The organism is Flavobacterium commune, from assembly GCF_001857965.1.
Taxonomy (GTDB): domain Bacteria; phylum Bacteroidota; class Bacteroidia; order Flavobacteriales; family Flavobacteriaceae; genus Flavobacterium; species Flavobacterium commune.
In genome coordinates this window covers 421668-435575 of the sequence record NZ_CP017774.1, presented here as the reverse complement: position 1 = coordinate 435575, position 13908 = coordinate 421668, and the positions used below count along the sequence as shown (strand labels likewise).

The window sequence follows — 13908 nt, the reverse complement described above, 5'->3', positions numbered from 1 at the left end:
TAAATGATATAAATTTTAAAAATAGGATTGATTTCTTGGATTTCATCCAAGAAAAGTCAGTTCAATAAGTATTGAAAAGCGATTTTAGAATTTATATCAAATAGGAAGGAGGTCGAAAGGAAGAAAGAGTAACCGAAACGGTTTTCTTTTCCAGAGTATAGAAGTTAGGTTTTTCTATAGGTGTAACTGTGATTGTTTTAAAATCAGCGAAAACAATGTTTTGAATGAAAACTAAATCTACTTTGTTATCCAGATTGTTTTGCATCTTTTTTTCGTTGTCGTCGTATTTTTTAAGGCTTTTTTGCAATTCGCATCGACCATTACAACTGTTGTTTACCAATTTTCGTTGTACACAAATGGTTTTTGCTATTTCGTCCTGATTGAGTTTGAATGAGGTGTAAACAAAGAAACTACCAAAAGAGGGTAGTAGTAAAAGAATAGAAAGTACTATGCTAAATAATGACTTCAAAAAGTGCTTTTTTGTTTCCGAATGCAAAAGTAGGGATAAATATTTTTTTAGGGCGTTTTTTTAACAGAAAATCCTTGAGCATTACCGCAATCTTGCCATTCCGAAGAATGAGGAATCTCATTAAGTAACTCGACAAAGTATTTCGCTTAGGTTATTTGCTTATTGTTGTGGGCACAGAATGTAATTCTGCGATCGGGATTATTTACAACTACAATCATATTGTTTAGCAACTTCTTCACAAGTAAGATCTTCTTGACTGTGAATATTTAATTGAGAACAAGGAATTTTGTCATCATCTTTTGAACAGGAAATAGTATTCATTCCGATTAATATTCCAAATAGTAAAATTAGTTTTTTCATAAGTTTATGTTTGAGTATAATGGTATGCTGTTTTAATTTATGGGTTTCTTTTACAATTTTCAGTTTATTTATTGTATTAGCTAAGTGTGATTTCTTCGCTATCGCTCGTAATGACTTAAACCGCGTACTATGTCATTGCGAGGAACGAAGCAATCTCATCCAGTAATTCTACAAAGTTGTTTATCGTTGTGGGCACAGAATACAATGCTGCTAACGTTTGTATAAATCCGAGTGGTCGAGGCTAGGTTTAGGTTTTGCAACAGCTAAATAGATTTTAAAAATAAGACTTATAATTGGAATGAAATTTATAATAATTAAGGTTGTATTTATATTTAGATCTCTTAATCTTCTTGTAGCTACAGCTTGCATTGGGATAAATTGTAGCAATAAGATTAAATCGACATAAAATAAATTTAGTATTTCTTCATTATCTAAATTTATTCTGGAATATAAATCAATCATAATTATTTGTAAAATGCTGTAAATCAGGAAATAGATTCCAAACTCAATTCTTCCAGATTTTCCAGAAAAAGAAGAATAGAAAAACAATATGTTTTTCAAATGGTTTATCATACTAACTTTTTTTATTGTTGCGGGCACAAGCATGACGCTTGCGCTAGCTGGGTTATTTGCTTATTGTTGTGGGCACAGAATGTAATTCTGCGCTAACGTTTGTACATATCCGGGCGAGCGGGATTATTTACAACTACAATCATATTGTTTAGCAACTTCTTCACAAGTAAGATCTTCATGACTGTGAATATTTAATTGAGAACAAGGAATTTTGTCATCATCTTTTGAACAGGAAATACTATTCATTCCGATTAATATTCCAAATAGTAAAATTAGTTTTTTCATAAGCTTATGTTTGAGTATGATGGTATGCTGTTTTAATTTATGGGTTTCTTTTAAAAGTTTCAGTTTATTTATTGTCTTAGCTAAGTGTGATTGCTTCGCTATCGCTCGCAATGACTTAAATTGCGTACTATGTCATTGCGAGGAACGAAGCAATCTCATCCAGTAACTCTACAAAGTGTTTTGCTCATTGTTGCGGGCACAGAATGAAATTCTGCGGTAATCGTTTGTTTATAACTGGGCAATTGAGGCTCTTTTTGTTTTCCAATCTTTCGAAATAGCTGCCAATAATAACCAAGGTTCAATTATTATATTTATCAAAGCATGAGAAATTATACAAGGACCAACATTTCTATTACCAATCAAATATACAATTGCTAATAATGTTCCGAGAAGAAAAGTTGAAATAAAAGCTCCAAATAAAAATTTCTTATCTCTGCTAAAAATTACCCAAGCGATATGTATTAATGCAAACAGAATACCTGAAATTAGTATTTGAATAATTATGCCATATCCTTTAGAATCTAATACATCCATCAACCACTGTCTAAATACCAATTCCTCAATCAAACCTCCTATTACTGATAGTAGTCCTATTAATTTAAATAAAGAAACTTCCTTTTGCATTTCATAAACAAAAGGTATCTTTTTAAAAGTATATAAAACATATAATAAAGTCACTACTAAAGCAGTAATCCATGCATACCAAGGCGCTAAATTATTTTCGTCTAATCCAATATTATTGAATATTACCAATCGATATCCAAGCATCTGCATTAATAACGGAATGAACATGGGAATCGACATTGATATCAATATAAGTGCAGTTTTTCTTCTTTGTGAAGTTTTCATTATGTATTTACTTTAGAATGAATTTCAAATATATACAAATTATCTTATAAATAGAATAAATTCTAACCTAGCCCCGATAGAGCCGATATCCTCGAGTCTCGACCTTTCGGGACCAAGAGATAAAGGCGATAGCGGGAGGGATGCTCATAGAAAACCTAAAAAGTACTGCTCCTAAAACAAAAAAATCCCCGACTTTCATCGAGGATTTTCTTTATTTATGCTGTCAGCTGTCAGCTTTCTGAAAACTATTCGTTAACAATAACCCATTCTCCAGTTGCTAATAAAGCTTCTGCTTTTTTGTATTTCATAGATTCCGTTTTTCCGGTAGCTATTTGTTGTAAAGTTACGGTATCGTTGCGATTGATTTTTGGCATTTCTCTTACGATAGTTTCCGTTACCTGACGTTGTTGTGTTTCGCCAGCTTCACGGTTAGCGCTTTCGCTATTTGGAATTTCGTCTTTAGTCAATTGTAATTTTTCTTTTGGACGAACTACTTCTCTGGCTTCTTCAATTTCCGGAGCCGATTGCTGTGGTAAATCTCCTTTGAACAAGAATGAAATTACCTCTTTGTTGATTCCGTTCAACATGCTGTTGAATAAATTGAAAGCTTCGAATTTATAGATAAGCAATGGATCTTTTTGTTCGTGAACAGCTAATTGAACCGATTGTTTCAATTCGTCCATTTTGCGCAAGTGTTTTTTCCAGGCTTCATCCACAATAGATAGTGTAATGTTTTTCTCGAAATCGGCTACTAATTGTCTTCCTTCTGTTTCGTAAGCTTTTTTCAAATCAGTTACCACGCTTAGGGTTTTTACACCGTCAGTAAACGGAACGATAATGCGCTCAAACTGATTGTTTGGATCTTCGAAAATGTTTTTCACGATAGGGAAAGCTTCTCTGGCGCTGCGCTCACATTTTTCAGTATAGTATTTTAAAGCTTCTTTGTAAACTTTTCCGGTTAACTCGATTTCGTTTAATTTCTGGAATTCAGCCTCAGTTACCGGAGAGGTGATAGAGAAATAACGGATTAGATCAAATTCGAAAGTTTTGTAATCATTAGCAGCTTTGGTATTTTGAACAAATAATTCGCAGGTATCATACAACATATTAGCGATATCCAGTTTCAAACGCTCACCAAACAAAGCATGACGACGACGTTTGTAAACTACTTCACGTTGTGCATTCATTACGTCATCGTATTCTAATAAACGTTTACGAACCCCAAAGTTGTTTTCTTCTACTTTTTTCTGAGCACGCTCGATAGATTTAGTCATCATCGAATGTTGGATTACTTCACCTTCTTCCAATCCCATTCTGTCCATTACTTTGGCTACTCTTTCAGAACCAAATAAACGCATAAGGTTATCTTCCAAAGAAACATAAAATTGAGAACTTCCCGGATCTCCCTGACGCCCGGCACGACCACGTAACTGACGATCCACACGACGTGAATCATGACGCTCAGTACCTACAATGGCTAATCCACCGGCAGCTTTTACCTCTGGAGATAATTTAATATCGGTACCACGACCCGCCATGTTAGTAGCAATCGTTACCACACCGGCTTTTCCTGCTTCTTCAACAATTTGAGCTTCCTGCTTGTGCATTTTAGCATTCAATACGTTGTGAGTTACACCACGCATTTTCAACATACGGCTTAATAATTCAGAGATTTCAACAGAAGTTGTACCGATAAGAACCGGACGACCTGCTTTAGATAATTCGGTTACATCTTCGATAACGGCATTGAATTTTTCACGAGTTGTTTTATAGATAAAATCTTCTTTGTCTTTTCTTGCAATTGGACGGTTTGTTGGAATTTCAACCACGTCCAATTTGTAGATTTGCCACAATTCGCCTGCTTCAGTAACAGCAGTACCGGTCATACCGCCCAGTTTGTTGTACATTCTGAAGTAGTTTTGCAAAGTTACCGTTGCAAAAGTTTGGGTAGCAGCCTCGATTTTTACGTTCTCTTTAGCCTCAATAGCCTGGTGTAATCCGTCAGAATAACGACGACCGTCCATGATACGTCCTGTTTGCTCATCGACAATCAAAATTTTGTTGTCCATGATTACGTATTCTACATCTTTTTCGAATAAAGTATAGGCTTTTAAAAGCTGCGTTAAAGTATGGATACGCTCGCTTTTGATACCAAAGTCCTGGAATAATCTTTCTTTTTCTTCGGCTTCAGCGTCTTTGTCTAATTTTTTCTTTTCGATATTGGCAATTTCAGTTCCAATGTCCGGTAAAACGAAAAAGTCAGCATCAGTATCTCCTGAAAGGAATTTTATTCCGTTATCAGTCAATTCTACCTGATTGTTTTTTTCTTCGATAACAAAGTACAATGCTTCGTCAACCTTTGGCATTTCGCGGTTGTTGTCCTGCATGTATTGGTTTTCGGTTTTTTGAAGTAATTGTTTGATTCCTTCTTCACTTAAAAACTTAATCAAAGCTTTGTTTTTAGGTAAGCTTCTGTAAGCTCTTAAAAGCATGAAACCACCATCTTTAGTGTTTCCTTCTTTGATTAGTTTTTTAGCCTCAGTTAAGAAACCTGTTGCTAATTGACGTTGCAATCCAACAAGGGTTTCGATTTTTGGTTTTAATTCGTTGAACTCGTGACGGTCTCCTTGTGGAACCGGACCAGAAATAATCAATGGTGTACGGGCATCATCAATCAATACAGAATCTACCTCATCGACAATAGCGTAGTTGTGTTTTCTTTGTACCAAATCAGATGGCGAATGTGCCATGTTGTCTCTAAGGTAATCGAAACCAAATTCGTTATTGGTACCATAAGTAATATCAGCATCGTATGCTTTTTTTCTGCCTTCTGAGTTCGGTTGGTGATTGTCAATACAGTCAACAGTCAAACCGTGGAATTCAAATAAAGGTGCTTTCCAGGTGCTATCACGTTTAGCCAAATAGTCATTCACCGTTACTAAGTGAACTCCGTTTCCGGTCAATGCGTTTAAGTACAACGGTAATGTAGCTACTAAAGTTTTACCTTCACCTGTTTGCATTTCGGCAATTTTACCTTGGTGTAAAACCATACCACCTATTAATTGCACATCATAGTGAATCATATCCCAGGTAATTTCTTTACCGGCAGCGTTCCATTTGTTTAACCAAATAGCCTTGTCCCCTTCAATGGAAACATAGGTTTTTGTAGCTGAAAATTCGCGGTCTTTTGCAGTAGCAGTAACCGTGATTTCTTCGTTTTCTTTGAAACGTCTGGCAGTTTCTTTTACCACAGCAAAAGCTTCCGGAAGAATATCCATTAAGGTTTTTTCAGAAATAGTATAAGCCTCTTTTTCAAGATTATCAATCTCTACATAAATATCTTCTCTTTTATCAATATCCTCAATGCTTTCTACCTCAGCTTTTAAAGCTTCTATTTTGTTGTCAGCAGCAGCACGGGCTTGTTTGATGGCATCTTTAAAATAGATAGTTCTTCCTCTAAGTTCGTCATTAGACAAAGCAGTCAGGCTGCTTTCAAAAGTTTTTATTTTATTAATATAGGGTTGTAAAGCTTTAACATCCTTCTCCGATTTGTCTCCGACAAAAGCTTTAATAATGCTGTTTATGAAACTCATAATAGGTTTGTATTTCTAATTAATTATATCTCTATGTTGAACCAAAAAAAAAGCCTCTTTTGAGACTTTTTCTTAGTTTTTTTAATATTCATCCTCATTCCAAAGATAATCTTCGTCAGTAGGGTAATCCGGCCAAATTTCTTCCATTGACTCATATATCTCGCCTTCATCTTCAATAGATTGTAGGTTCTCTACTACTTCTAATGGAGCTCCTGCACGTATAGCGTAATCAATAAGTTCGTCTTTGTTAGCAGGCCACGGTGCATCACTAAGATAGGATGCTAATTCTAATGTCCAATACATCTTTTGTCGATTTAGTTTTGTGCAAAAATAAATTTTTTACTGAAAAAGACAAGTAAAAAACCATTTATTTTATGTTAAAGTTAAGAACGTTTTATTGATTGCTGATTTTTGAATTTATATTAACGATTTTTGATGTAAAAAGCGAATACATCTGAAATCAAAAATCGTTAATCTTCAATCTGAAATTTATTTCCTCGGTATCCATTTTACTTCCTCAGCGTTCAAATCAAGGGTCAACTTTCGTGCCAAGACAAAAAGGTAGTCAGAAAGTCGGTTTAAATAGCTGATTACTATTTCAGGAACAGTTTCGTTATGACTTAAATGTACTGTCAATCGTTCGGCACGGCGACAAATACAGCGTGCAATATGACAATGTGACACAGTAGGATGTCCGCCTGGTAAAACAAAATGCGTCATTTGAGGCAACTCCATTTCCATAGCATCAATTTCTTTTTCTAATAATTCGATATCAGCTTCAATAATTCCTAAGTTTTGCAATCGGGCTTTGCCGTTTTTTAAAACTGCTTTGTCTTCCGGTGTTGCCAAAATAGCTCCCACAGTAAACAGGCGATCCTGAATTTCAATCAGAGTTTCTTTGTAATGCGAATTGATGTCCTGATCCCGAATTAACCCGATATAAGAATTCAATTCGTCCACCGTTCCATAGCTTTCTATTCGGATATCATCTTTAGGAACTCGGGTTCCTCCAAAAAGTGAGGTTGTTCCTTTGTCTCCTGTTTTAGTATATATTTTCATTTTAAAAATTTTAGATTTTAGATTTCTGATTTTAGAATTACAGCATCAAATCTGCAATCTAAAATCTGCAATCTAAATTTATTTAGAGGTGTCGCTCTCAATCAAGCCGTCTCGCAAACGAATAACCCGGTGTGCATAGGCAGCAATTTCTTCTTCGTGTGTGACTAAGATTACGGTATTTCCATTGGCATGAATATCGTTAAAAAGATTCATGATTTCGATAGAAGTTTTAGAGTCGAGATTTCCTGTTGGTTCATCGGCAAGGATGATAGATGGTTTGTTGACCAAGGCACGAGCCACCGCTACACGCTGGCGTTGTCCTCCTGAAAGTTGGTTGGGTTGATGATCCATTCTGTCGGCCAGATTGACTTGTTGCAAAACTTCAACAGCTCTTTTATTACGTTCCGGTTTTGGATATCCGGCATAAATCATAGGTAATGCTACATTGTCTAAGGCAGTGGTTCGGGGCAATAAGTTGAATGTCTGGAAAACAAAACCTATTTCTTTATTGCGAATTTCGGCCAGTTCGTCATCTCTCATTTTGCTGACATCTTTTCCGTTTAAGATATAAGTTCCCGAAGTAGGAGTGTCCAAACAGCCTAAAAGGTTCATCAAAGTTGATTTTCCGGAACCTGAGGGTCCCATGAGTGCTACATATTCGCCTTTGTTGATTTCTAAATTAATTCCTTTTAAAACATAAACAATTTCGTTTCCCAACACAAAATTTCGTTTAATATTAGTTATTTTGATTAATGGTTTTGACATTTTTATATAAGATTTATCTGCTGTGATGAATCCAGCCTGATATTTAAGTTTTGGCTTAAAAGTACAAAAGACTTTTGAATTATCAGTATTTACCGTTTTTTAAAATTTTTGCTACATTTTATACTTAAAATATAATTTATTATAGTTGTCTGTTTTTGGTTGTATTTTGTATAATTCGGTTCTTTTTTAGTGGATTATCATAATTTATTTAATTAGTTGTATAATTTTTGGTTTGTTATTGAATATGATGCAATCCAATGTAGATTTGTTAAATAAATTTAAGAAAACAAAATTATGAAAAGAAGTATGTTGTTATTAGGAGTTGCGTTGATTGCCTTAGGATTTACATCTTGTAAAGACGAGAAAGAAGTTAAGGCGAAAAAAACTGTTGAAACATATGTAGTATATGTAGATTCGCTGGAAGATGTTTCTGCTGAAGATGTTAAAGCAAATTGGGAATCCATTGATGCTGTATATCAGTTAAGAGTAAGTGAGGCTGAAACTGCTTTAGTAAATCTAAAAGAGAGCGCTAAAGAAATGGAAGATATTAATGCAAGTAGAGCAAAATATGAAGCTTTAAAAGCAAAAATTGAAACGGCGAAAGCAACAGCTAATCCAGTGGTAAATTCTAAACAAAAATTGAGAAACACTTTGTTTGGAGATGGAAAAATTGGTGAAGATATGAGTTTTACCTGGGTAAATAAGGATAATATTTTAGGTGTATATGAATCTTTTTTTCAATCATATAAGGATAACAAAGAGTATTTTTCAAGAGAAGATTATAATGAAGTAAAGTTGATGTACGAAGGATTAGACAGTAGAAAAAATACGGTTGAAAAAGAAGGATTATCTTCAGATGATAATGCTAAAATTGCTTCTATAAAATTAAAATTTGCCCCTATGTTAAAGGTTAACCGAATAGGTGCTAAATCAGAAGAAATGGCTAAAGCCAAAGAGTAATTACTATAATGACAGGAAATTACTAGTAGGAAAATGACAATCAGTAATGGCTGTCATTTTTTTATACACGAATAATAAAATGTTCCTTAGGTTGTTCTCTTCTAAAGAATACTAATCCCCACTGAAAAGTGTCAATGGTTACCGTAACTTTTGGATGTTTTTTAATGATTTCCCAGGCTTCTTCCATTTCGGCTGACCAATGAATGTCGTCAAAAATCCAAACCGTATCGTTAGTAATTGTGGGTAATAAAAGTTCGAAATAATCTAAAGTAGCTGTTTTAGAGTGATTGCCGTCGAAGTAAATTAGATCATAGATCATAGATTTCAGATTGCAAATTTGCAGGTAATCTTTAAATTCAGTTGTGACACATTTTACATTAGAGGTGTTTAATGATTGCAATTGATTTTTTGCAATAGCCATTGTATTTGGACAACCTTCTAATGTTGTGATGGCAGCTTTTGTCCCGAGGCTTCGGGATCCTAAAGCCAGGGCAGAAGTGGCTAATCCTAATGATGTGCCTATTTCCAGAATATTTTCCGGCTGGAAATAGTTAGTGATACGATATAATAATTCGGCACGTTTTCTGGAAATTCCTGCTGTTTTTGCAATTTGATTAATGGGACGGATATTGGATACGAAAACTTTAGAACCAACACCAAAATCGGTTACTTCAATCGTGTTTTTATTTGCTAAAAGTGTATTTCGATATTGGTCTAAAATAGCATAATCGGCTTTTGGTTTTTTATCATAAAAACATTTGGTAATCAAACTGAAAACAAAAGGGGAGTGCACCGCATGTTCGTTTTTAGAATGCCAAAGGAATTTGAGATACGCTTTAATTTGGAAAAACATAACTAAGTGGAGTTTATGCCTGAATTATTTATGTTTTTTAATGTTTACTTTTCTAAAATCAATCGGGAAACCTTCATATTGCAATAGAATCCTACCTTCGGTAACCGTAGATTCGATACCTTGGTTCACTAGTTTTCCGTTTAGTTTCTGAGTGATTTTTCCATTTTTCGAAATAACAACTAAGGTGTTCCATTCTCCAATAGCTTTTTCGGCATCTGCAAAACGTTTAGAAACGACACTTTTTCCTGGAGTAGTTTTAGTTCCGTTAATGTTTAAAGTAACTTCCTGAAGAAAAACAAAATCTCCGGTTGCTCCTTCTTTTATTTGGAACTGGATTCCTTTTGGCCATAAAATATCAGGAGTTTCGGCAGGAACAAGGTACATTACACCGCTATTTTTGCTGTTGTTTTTTTTGACAAAATTAGCATCGGTATTCCATCGGTATTCAACTGTTAGTTCAAAATTACGAAACGATTGTTCCGACATTAGGTAGCCTGCTTTTGGGCCGTACATTCGAATCATATTATTTTCTACCGAAAAAAGATCAGCAGCATTGGTTTGTTTGCCTTTTTCTTCGCCAAAAGCATACCAGCCTTTTAAATCTTTTTGATTAAAAAGAGCAATGCGTTTTTGAGCATTACTGTTTTGTGTAAATACAAATAGGATGATAAAAAGGAAACGATAAATAGGATTCATAAGGATGTTTTTTATTTTCAGAAATTGGAAATACGACTAAATAAAATCTTCTCGAAGCGGAGTAAAGCTGTCTACCAATTTTACATATTCCGTTAAGGTTTGGATGCTGTGATTCAAATTTGATGCTACTTTGAAAACATCTCCTTCCTGTAAAAGATATTCTCTGTCTTCGATAAAAAACTTCAATGAACCCGCAGCCACATAAGTAATTTGTTCGTGAACATGTTTGTGCGGTGGATCAGGAACTTCCATTGGCCCGTTCAGGAATTCAATGATTGTTACCATTAAATGATCCAAATGAACCACTTTTCGCATTAAGGACGGATTTGAATTTACTGCTTCAAAACCTTCATTGTTTTTTATTACTTCCATAAGTATTTGTAAAATAGGAGGCTCAAAGTACTAAAATATTTTTCTATTACACAATTCATCTAGTTTTTATGTGTAAAAGCTTTTTGGATTGTGAATTGAAAAATTAACTATTTAATAAGAACATTTTTAGTGTCTTCCTGAATTAACCAAGGTCTTTTATCTTCTGATTTTACAGTTATTTTACAATTTGCAAAAGTAATAGCATCGGCATGTCTCACAAAAAAGCCAAACGCATTTGTATTCCCAAAATAACTGCCTTCTGGATATTTACCATCGTATTCCATAACAGTTTGATTGGTTGTTTGAATTCCTCCTTTCAATTCGAAATTTAGATTTTCAAAAGTTACATTCTGGATGTTATGTCCTTTGATTCCTGTAATTATCGAAGGATATTGTTGGGTGAAATTAGTTCCAGTTATATTTTTAAAATAAATATTTGAAATGGTTCCAATACGGGTTTTTCTATCAGGAACGGTTCTTTTTCTATCGGCTAACAGGATAAAAAAGGCCTGTCCGCAATTCGAAATTTGGCAATCGCGAAAATTTAAATTATCAATTACCGCTCCATCCATGGATTCTATACAGAAAGCTGAATTTTGATAGGCGTTTTTCAGTGTAAGTTCAGAAACATCAAAATTCATAAAACTTCCTAAACCATCGGTACCTAATTTAAAGCAATTTCCAGCTTTTACGTTTAGTTTGTCTAAGATACATCGTCTTACAATGATATCTTTACAGCCGTATTCGCTACCGCTTTTAAAACAAATACCATCATCTTCGGATTCAATATAGCTGTCTTCAATAAGTACTTTATGACAATCAACAATGTCTATACCATCACGATTGGGTGTAAGTTGCCCTGTGTTTACTTTTATTTTTTGAATAATAATATTTTCCGATTCAATGTAAACCTGAGTCCAGCAAGCAGGTTTTACAAGAGTTATGTTAGATACGGTAATGTTGTTACAACCTACAAATGCCATGATAGAAGGACGATCTTTTTCGGTACCTATTTCTTTTACATGCATCCAGGGCTCAAAATCACCTTGTCCGTTAATTGTTCCGCCTCCAGTGATGGTTACATTTTTTACTTTGTTCCCATAAATTAATCTTCTTTGGCAATCTTCGAGCATTCTGTTAGGGTATTTTGTGTCAATAAGATGATGTGGATAATCTTTTTCATTATCTGATTTTATTCCTAAAATAGTGGCTGAAGTATCAATTTTTAAGGTTAAATCGTTTACCAATAGCAGTTGTCCAGTTAAAAAGACACCTTTTTCTAAAAGTACTGTACCTCCTGTTTTTTTGCAGGCATCTATGGCTTTTTGGATGGCAGCTTGATCATTTGTTATTCCATCTCCTTTGGCACCAAAATCACGTGCATTATATATTGGTTTTTTGCTTTGTGCATAAATGAATATAAAAGAGAGTAAAAATAAAAGTGATATACTGTTTTTTTTCATGGTTTATAGAAATAGAGGTAATGATTTTAAGAAAATAAAAAAAAGGAGTCAGTTATTTAGGGCCGTCATAATTGTAATGAAAAAAATTAAATGCTGCAGAACCTCCATCATTTAATTCATTATAACTAAATAATGCTACCCGACTGCCTTTCCAATAACCAAATTCGGCATTAAAATCAGGTCCAATCGCTTTGAAATTTTTATTATCCGTACTATAAAAGAAATGATTTTTTTGCTGTATAAAGTCTAATTTCAATTTTAAGTAAATCGTTTTATTGGAAATCATAAATTCTTCGTACTTTTTGTCTTTTCCTTCAAAAAACAGATATAATTTTCCTTTATGATTTTTAACTCCAACAGAATTGTAAATTTTAGACATACTGCTTAAACCCGCTTTTTGTCCTGAAATCATATTGCTAACATCCATTTGAACCGTAACTTCTCCAGTATTTCCCATTACTTTTTGAGTCAAAGTATTGTGAGCTTCCATGATATTTGATGCTTTTTTAGCTTTTAATACCAAGTATCCTTTTTTATCTTTTAAAGACCAATTTGAATTTATTGGATTATGATTCCATTGCCATTGAAAGCCTAAGTGTGGAGTATTAAATTCATCATCCGATTGTGGAGCAATTATTGGAAAGTTACCTTTTATATTCGGTTTTTTCCATACAGAGACAGGTTCGCCAATACCATTTCGATCAATATCAATTCCAATAACTGGCCAGTCGTCATGCCAAAACATAGGCTGTAAATGTAATACACGACCTAAAGCACCTGCTGATTGAAAATGATAAAACCACCATTCACCATTTGGATTGTCGACAATTGCTCCTTGGTGTGGACCATTAATGGGAGTGCTTCCTTTTTCTAAAACGACTCTTTTTTCATAAGGGCCATAAATGTTTTTTGAACGTAAAATAGTTTGCCATCCTTCGGAAACTCCACCTTCCGGAATACTTAGATAATAATAATTATTGCGTTTGTAGATTTTTGTTCCTTCGGCTACAGGACCCGTATAAACAGTTTTGCCTTCATCCAATAATTTTGTTCCGTCAGCACTCATTTTATGAATAATGATGGGGCCGGCACCATGTACACTATGCCCAAGATACGCCTGACCATCATCATCCCAAAAAGGACAAGGATCTTCCCATTTTTCAATGTTTTTTACTAGTAGAAGTGGAGACCACGGACCTTCGGGATTATTGGCACTGGTCATAAATAATCCTTCATTGATAGTGCAAAAATAAACCCAGAATTTATTATCGTGAAAACGAATTGCCGGAGCCCAACTGCCTCCAGCGTATCTTTTAAAAGCATCGTAAGCAGGAAAATCTAGGCGATTGTATATTTGGCCAATAATTTTCCAATTAACCATATCCTCTGATTCCTGAATAGTCATTCCCATATAATGAAATTCAGAGCAAATCATGTAATATTTATTTCCAACCCGAATCACATCCGGGTCGGAATAATCAGCATTTATAATGGGATTAATATAAGTTCCATTTCCCTGATCTCCCCAAGAACCTCTTTTTTGACAATAGGTTAGTGTTGAAATAAGTACAATAAAATATAAAGAAATTAGATGGTATTTCATTTAGGAGA

The 13908-nt window shown here is 34.3% G+C and carries 15 protein-coding genes; 1 reads left to right on the top strand and 14 read right to left on the bottom strand.

Annotated features, from left to right (window positions below; translation table 11 throughout):
• Nucleotides 1-91: 91 nt before the first annotated feature.
• From BIW12_RS01770 to BIW12_RS01735, 9 genes are all read right to left on the bottom strand, one after another.
• On the bottom strand, nucleotides 92-469 hold the full coding sequence (locus tag BIW12_RS01770) for a hypothetical protein (protein ID WP_232227122.1): 378 nt from the start codon (nucleotides 467-469) through the stop codon (nucleotides 92-94).
• A 198-nt stretch (nucleotides 470-667) separates the two neighbouring features.
• On the bottom strand, nucleotides 668-829 hold the full coding sequence (locus tag BIW12_RS16275) for a hypothetical protein (RefSeq protein WP_157499455.1): 162 nt from the start codon (nucleotides 827-829) through the stop codon (nucleotides 668-670).
• A gap of 210 nt (nucleotides 830-1039) precedes the next feature.
• Nucleotides 1040-1402, bottom strand: a complete 363-nt coding sequence (locus tag BIW12_RS01765) for a DUF805 domain-containing protein (RefSeq protein ID WP_071183536.1) — start codon at nucleotides 1400-1402, stop codon at nucleotides 1040-1042.
• A 123-nt stretch (nucleotides 1403-1525) separates the two neighbouring features.
• The gene (locus BIW12_RS16270; RefSeq protein ID WP_157499453.1) at nucleotides 1526-1687 is read right to left on the bottom strand and encodes a hypothetical protein; all 162 of its coding nucleotides are present in this window, start codon (nucleotides 1685-1687) and stop codon (nucleotides 1526-1528) included.
• A gap of 228 nt (nucleotides 1688-1915) precedes the next feature.
• Nucleotides 1916-2536 (bottom strand): CPBP family intramembrane glutamic endopeptidase, encoded by a 621-nt coding sequence (locus BIW12_RS01755; RefSeq protein ID WP_071183534.1) that lies wholly within the window; start codon nucleotides 2534-2536, stop codon nucleotides 1916-1918.
• Between the two features lie 245 nt (nucleotides 2537-2781).
• The gene (gene secA, locus BIW12_RS01750; RefSeq protein ID WP_071183533.1) at nucleotides 2782-6129 is read right to left on the bottom strand and encodes a preprotein translocase subunit SecA; all 3348 of its coding nucleotides are present in this window, start codon (nucleotides 6127-6129) and stop codon (nucleotides 2782-2784) included.
• Nucleotides 6130-6210: 81 nt separating this feature from the next.
• Nucleotides 6211-6432 carry a DUF2795 domain-containing protein gene (locus BIW12_RS01745; RefSeq protein WP_007138072.1) on the bottom strand — a complete coding sequence of 74 codons (222 nt, stop codon included), beginning with the start codon at nucleotides 6430-6432 and terminating at the stop codon, nucleotides 6211-6213.
• A 186-nt stretch (nucleotides 6433-6618) separates the two neighbouring features.
• Entirely contained in the window at nucleotides 6619-7188 is a 570-nt protein-coding gene (locus BIW12_RS01740; protein ID WP_071183532.1) for a cob(I)yrinic acid a,c-diamide adenosyltransferase, read from the bottom strand.
• Nucleotides 7189-7266: 78 nt separating this feature from the next.
• A complete protein-coding gene (locus tag BIW12_RS01735; protein WP_071183531.1) occupies nucleotides 7267-7953 on the bottom strand; it encodes an ABC transporter ATP-binding protein in 687 nt (228 codons plus the stop codon).
• A gap of 294 nt (nucleotides 7954-8247) precedes the next feature.
• On the opposite strand from BIW12_RS01735, the gene BIW12_RS01730 reads away from it, so the two are divergent.
• Nucleotides 8248-8913, top strand: a complete 666-nt coding sequence (locus BIW12_RS01730; protein WP_071183530.1) for a hypothetical protein — start codon at nucleotides 8248-8250, stop codon at nucleotides 8911-8913.
• 61 nt (nucleotides 8914-8974) lie between these two features.
• Here the strand turns inward: BIW12_RS01730 and BIW12_RS01725 are convergent, their stop codons facing one another.
• From BIW12_RS01725 to BIW12_RS01705, 5 genes are all read right to left on the bottom strand, one after another.
• Nucleotides 8975-9766, bottom strand: a complete 792-nt coding sequence (locus tag BIW12_RS01725; protein WP_071183529.1) for an O-methyltransferase — start codon at nucleotides 9764-9766, stop codon at nucleotides 8975-8977.
• Between the two features lie 24 nt (nucleotides 9767-9790).
• Nucleotides 9791-10462 carry a 3-keto-disaccharide hydrolase gene (locus tag BIW12_RS01720; RefSeq protein ID WP_071183528.1) on the bottom strand — a complete coding sequence of 224 codons (672 nt, stop codon included), beginning with the start codon at nucleotides 10460-10462 and terminating at the stop codon, nucleotides 9791-9793.
• Between the two features lie 36 nt (nucleotides 10463-10498).
• Nucleotides 10499-10834 carry a cupin domain-containing protein gene (locus BIW12_RS01715; protein ID WP_071183527.1) on the bottom strand — a complete coding sequence of 112 codons (336 nt, stop codon included), beginning with the start codon at nucleotides 10832-10834 and terminating at the stop codon, nucleotides 10499-10501.
• Between the two features lie 107 nt (nucleotides 10835-10941).
• Nucleotides 10942-12297 (bottom strand): glycoside hydrolase family 28 protein, encoded by a 1356-nt coding sequence (locus tag BIW12_RS01710; protein ID WP_071183526.1) that lies wholly within the window; start codon nucleotides 12295-12297, stop codon nucleotides 10942-10944.
• Between the two features lie 52 nt (nucleotides 12298-12349).
• Complete coding sequence (locus BIW12_RS01705; RefSeq protein WP_071183525.1) at nucleotides 12350-13900, bottom strand: glycoside hydrolase family 43 protein; 1551 nt, start codon at nucleotides 13898-13900, stop codon at nucleotides 12350-12352.
• Between the last annotated feature and the right edge of the window lie 8 nt (nucleotides 13901-13908).

Coding starts and splice junctions, on each gene's coding strand:
- BIW12_RS01720 (WP_071183528.1), bottom strand. CDS start 10,462: ATGAATCCTATTTATCGTTTCCTTTTTATCATCCTATTTGTATTTACA.
- BIW12_RS01715 (WP_071183527.1), bottom strand. CDS start 10,834: ATGGAAGTAATAAAAAACAATGAAGGTTTTGAAGCAGTAAATTCAAAT.
- BIW12_RS01745 (WP_007138072.1), bottom strand. CDS start 6,432: ATGTATTGGACATTAGAATTAGCATCCTATCTTAGTGATGCACCGTGG.
- BIW12_RS01755 (WP_071183534.1), bottom strand. CDS start 2,536: ATGAAAACTTCACAAAGAAGAAAAACTGCACTTATATTGATATCAATG.
- BIW12_RS01765 (WP_071183536.1), bottom strand. CDS start 1,402: ATGATAAACCATTTGAAAAACATATTGTTTTTCTATTCTTCTTTTTCT.
- BIW12_RS01740 (WP_071183532.1), bottom strand. CDS start 7,188: ATGAAAATATATACTAAAACAGGAGACAAAGGAACAACCTCACTTTTT.
- BIW12_RS01730 (WP_071183530.1), top strand. CDS start 8,248: ATGAAAAGAAGTATGTTGTTATTAGGAGTTGCGTTGATTGCCTTAGGA.
- secA (WP_071183533.1), bottom strand. CDS start 6,129: ATGAGTTTCATAAACAGCATTATTAAAGCTTTTGTCGGAGACAAATCG.
- BIW12_RS01705 (WP_071183525.1), bottom strand. CDS start 13,900: ATGAAATACCATCTAATTTCTTTATATTTTATTGTACTTATTTCAACA.
- BIW12_RS16275 (WP_157499455.1), bottom strand. CDS start 829: ATGAAAAAACTAATTTTACTATTTGGAATATTAATCGGAATGAATACT.
- BIW12_RS01710 (WP_071183526.1), bottom strand. CDS start 12,297: ATGAAAAAAAACAGTATATCACTTTTATTTTTACTCTCTTTTATATTC.
- BIW12_RS16270 (WP_157499453.1), bottom strand. CDS start 1,687: ATGAAAAAACTAATTTTACTATTTGGAATATTAATCGGAATGAATAGT.
- BIW12_RS01735 (WP_071183531.1), bottom strand. CDS start 7,953: ATGTCAAAACCATTAATCAAAATAACTAATATTAAACGAAATTTTGTG.
- BIW12_RS01725 (WP_071183529.1), bottom strand. CDS start 9,766: ATGTTTTTCCAAATTAAAGCGTATCTCAAATTCCTTTGGCATTCTAAA.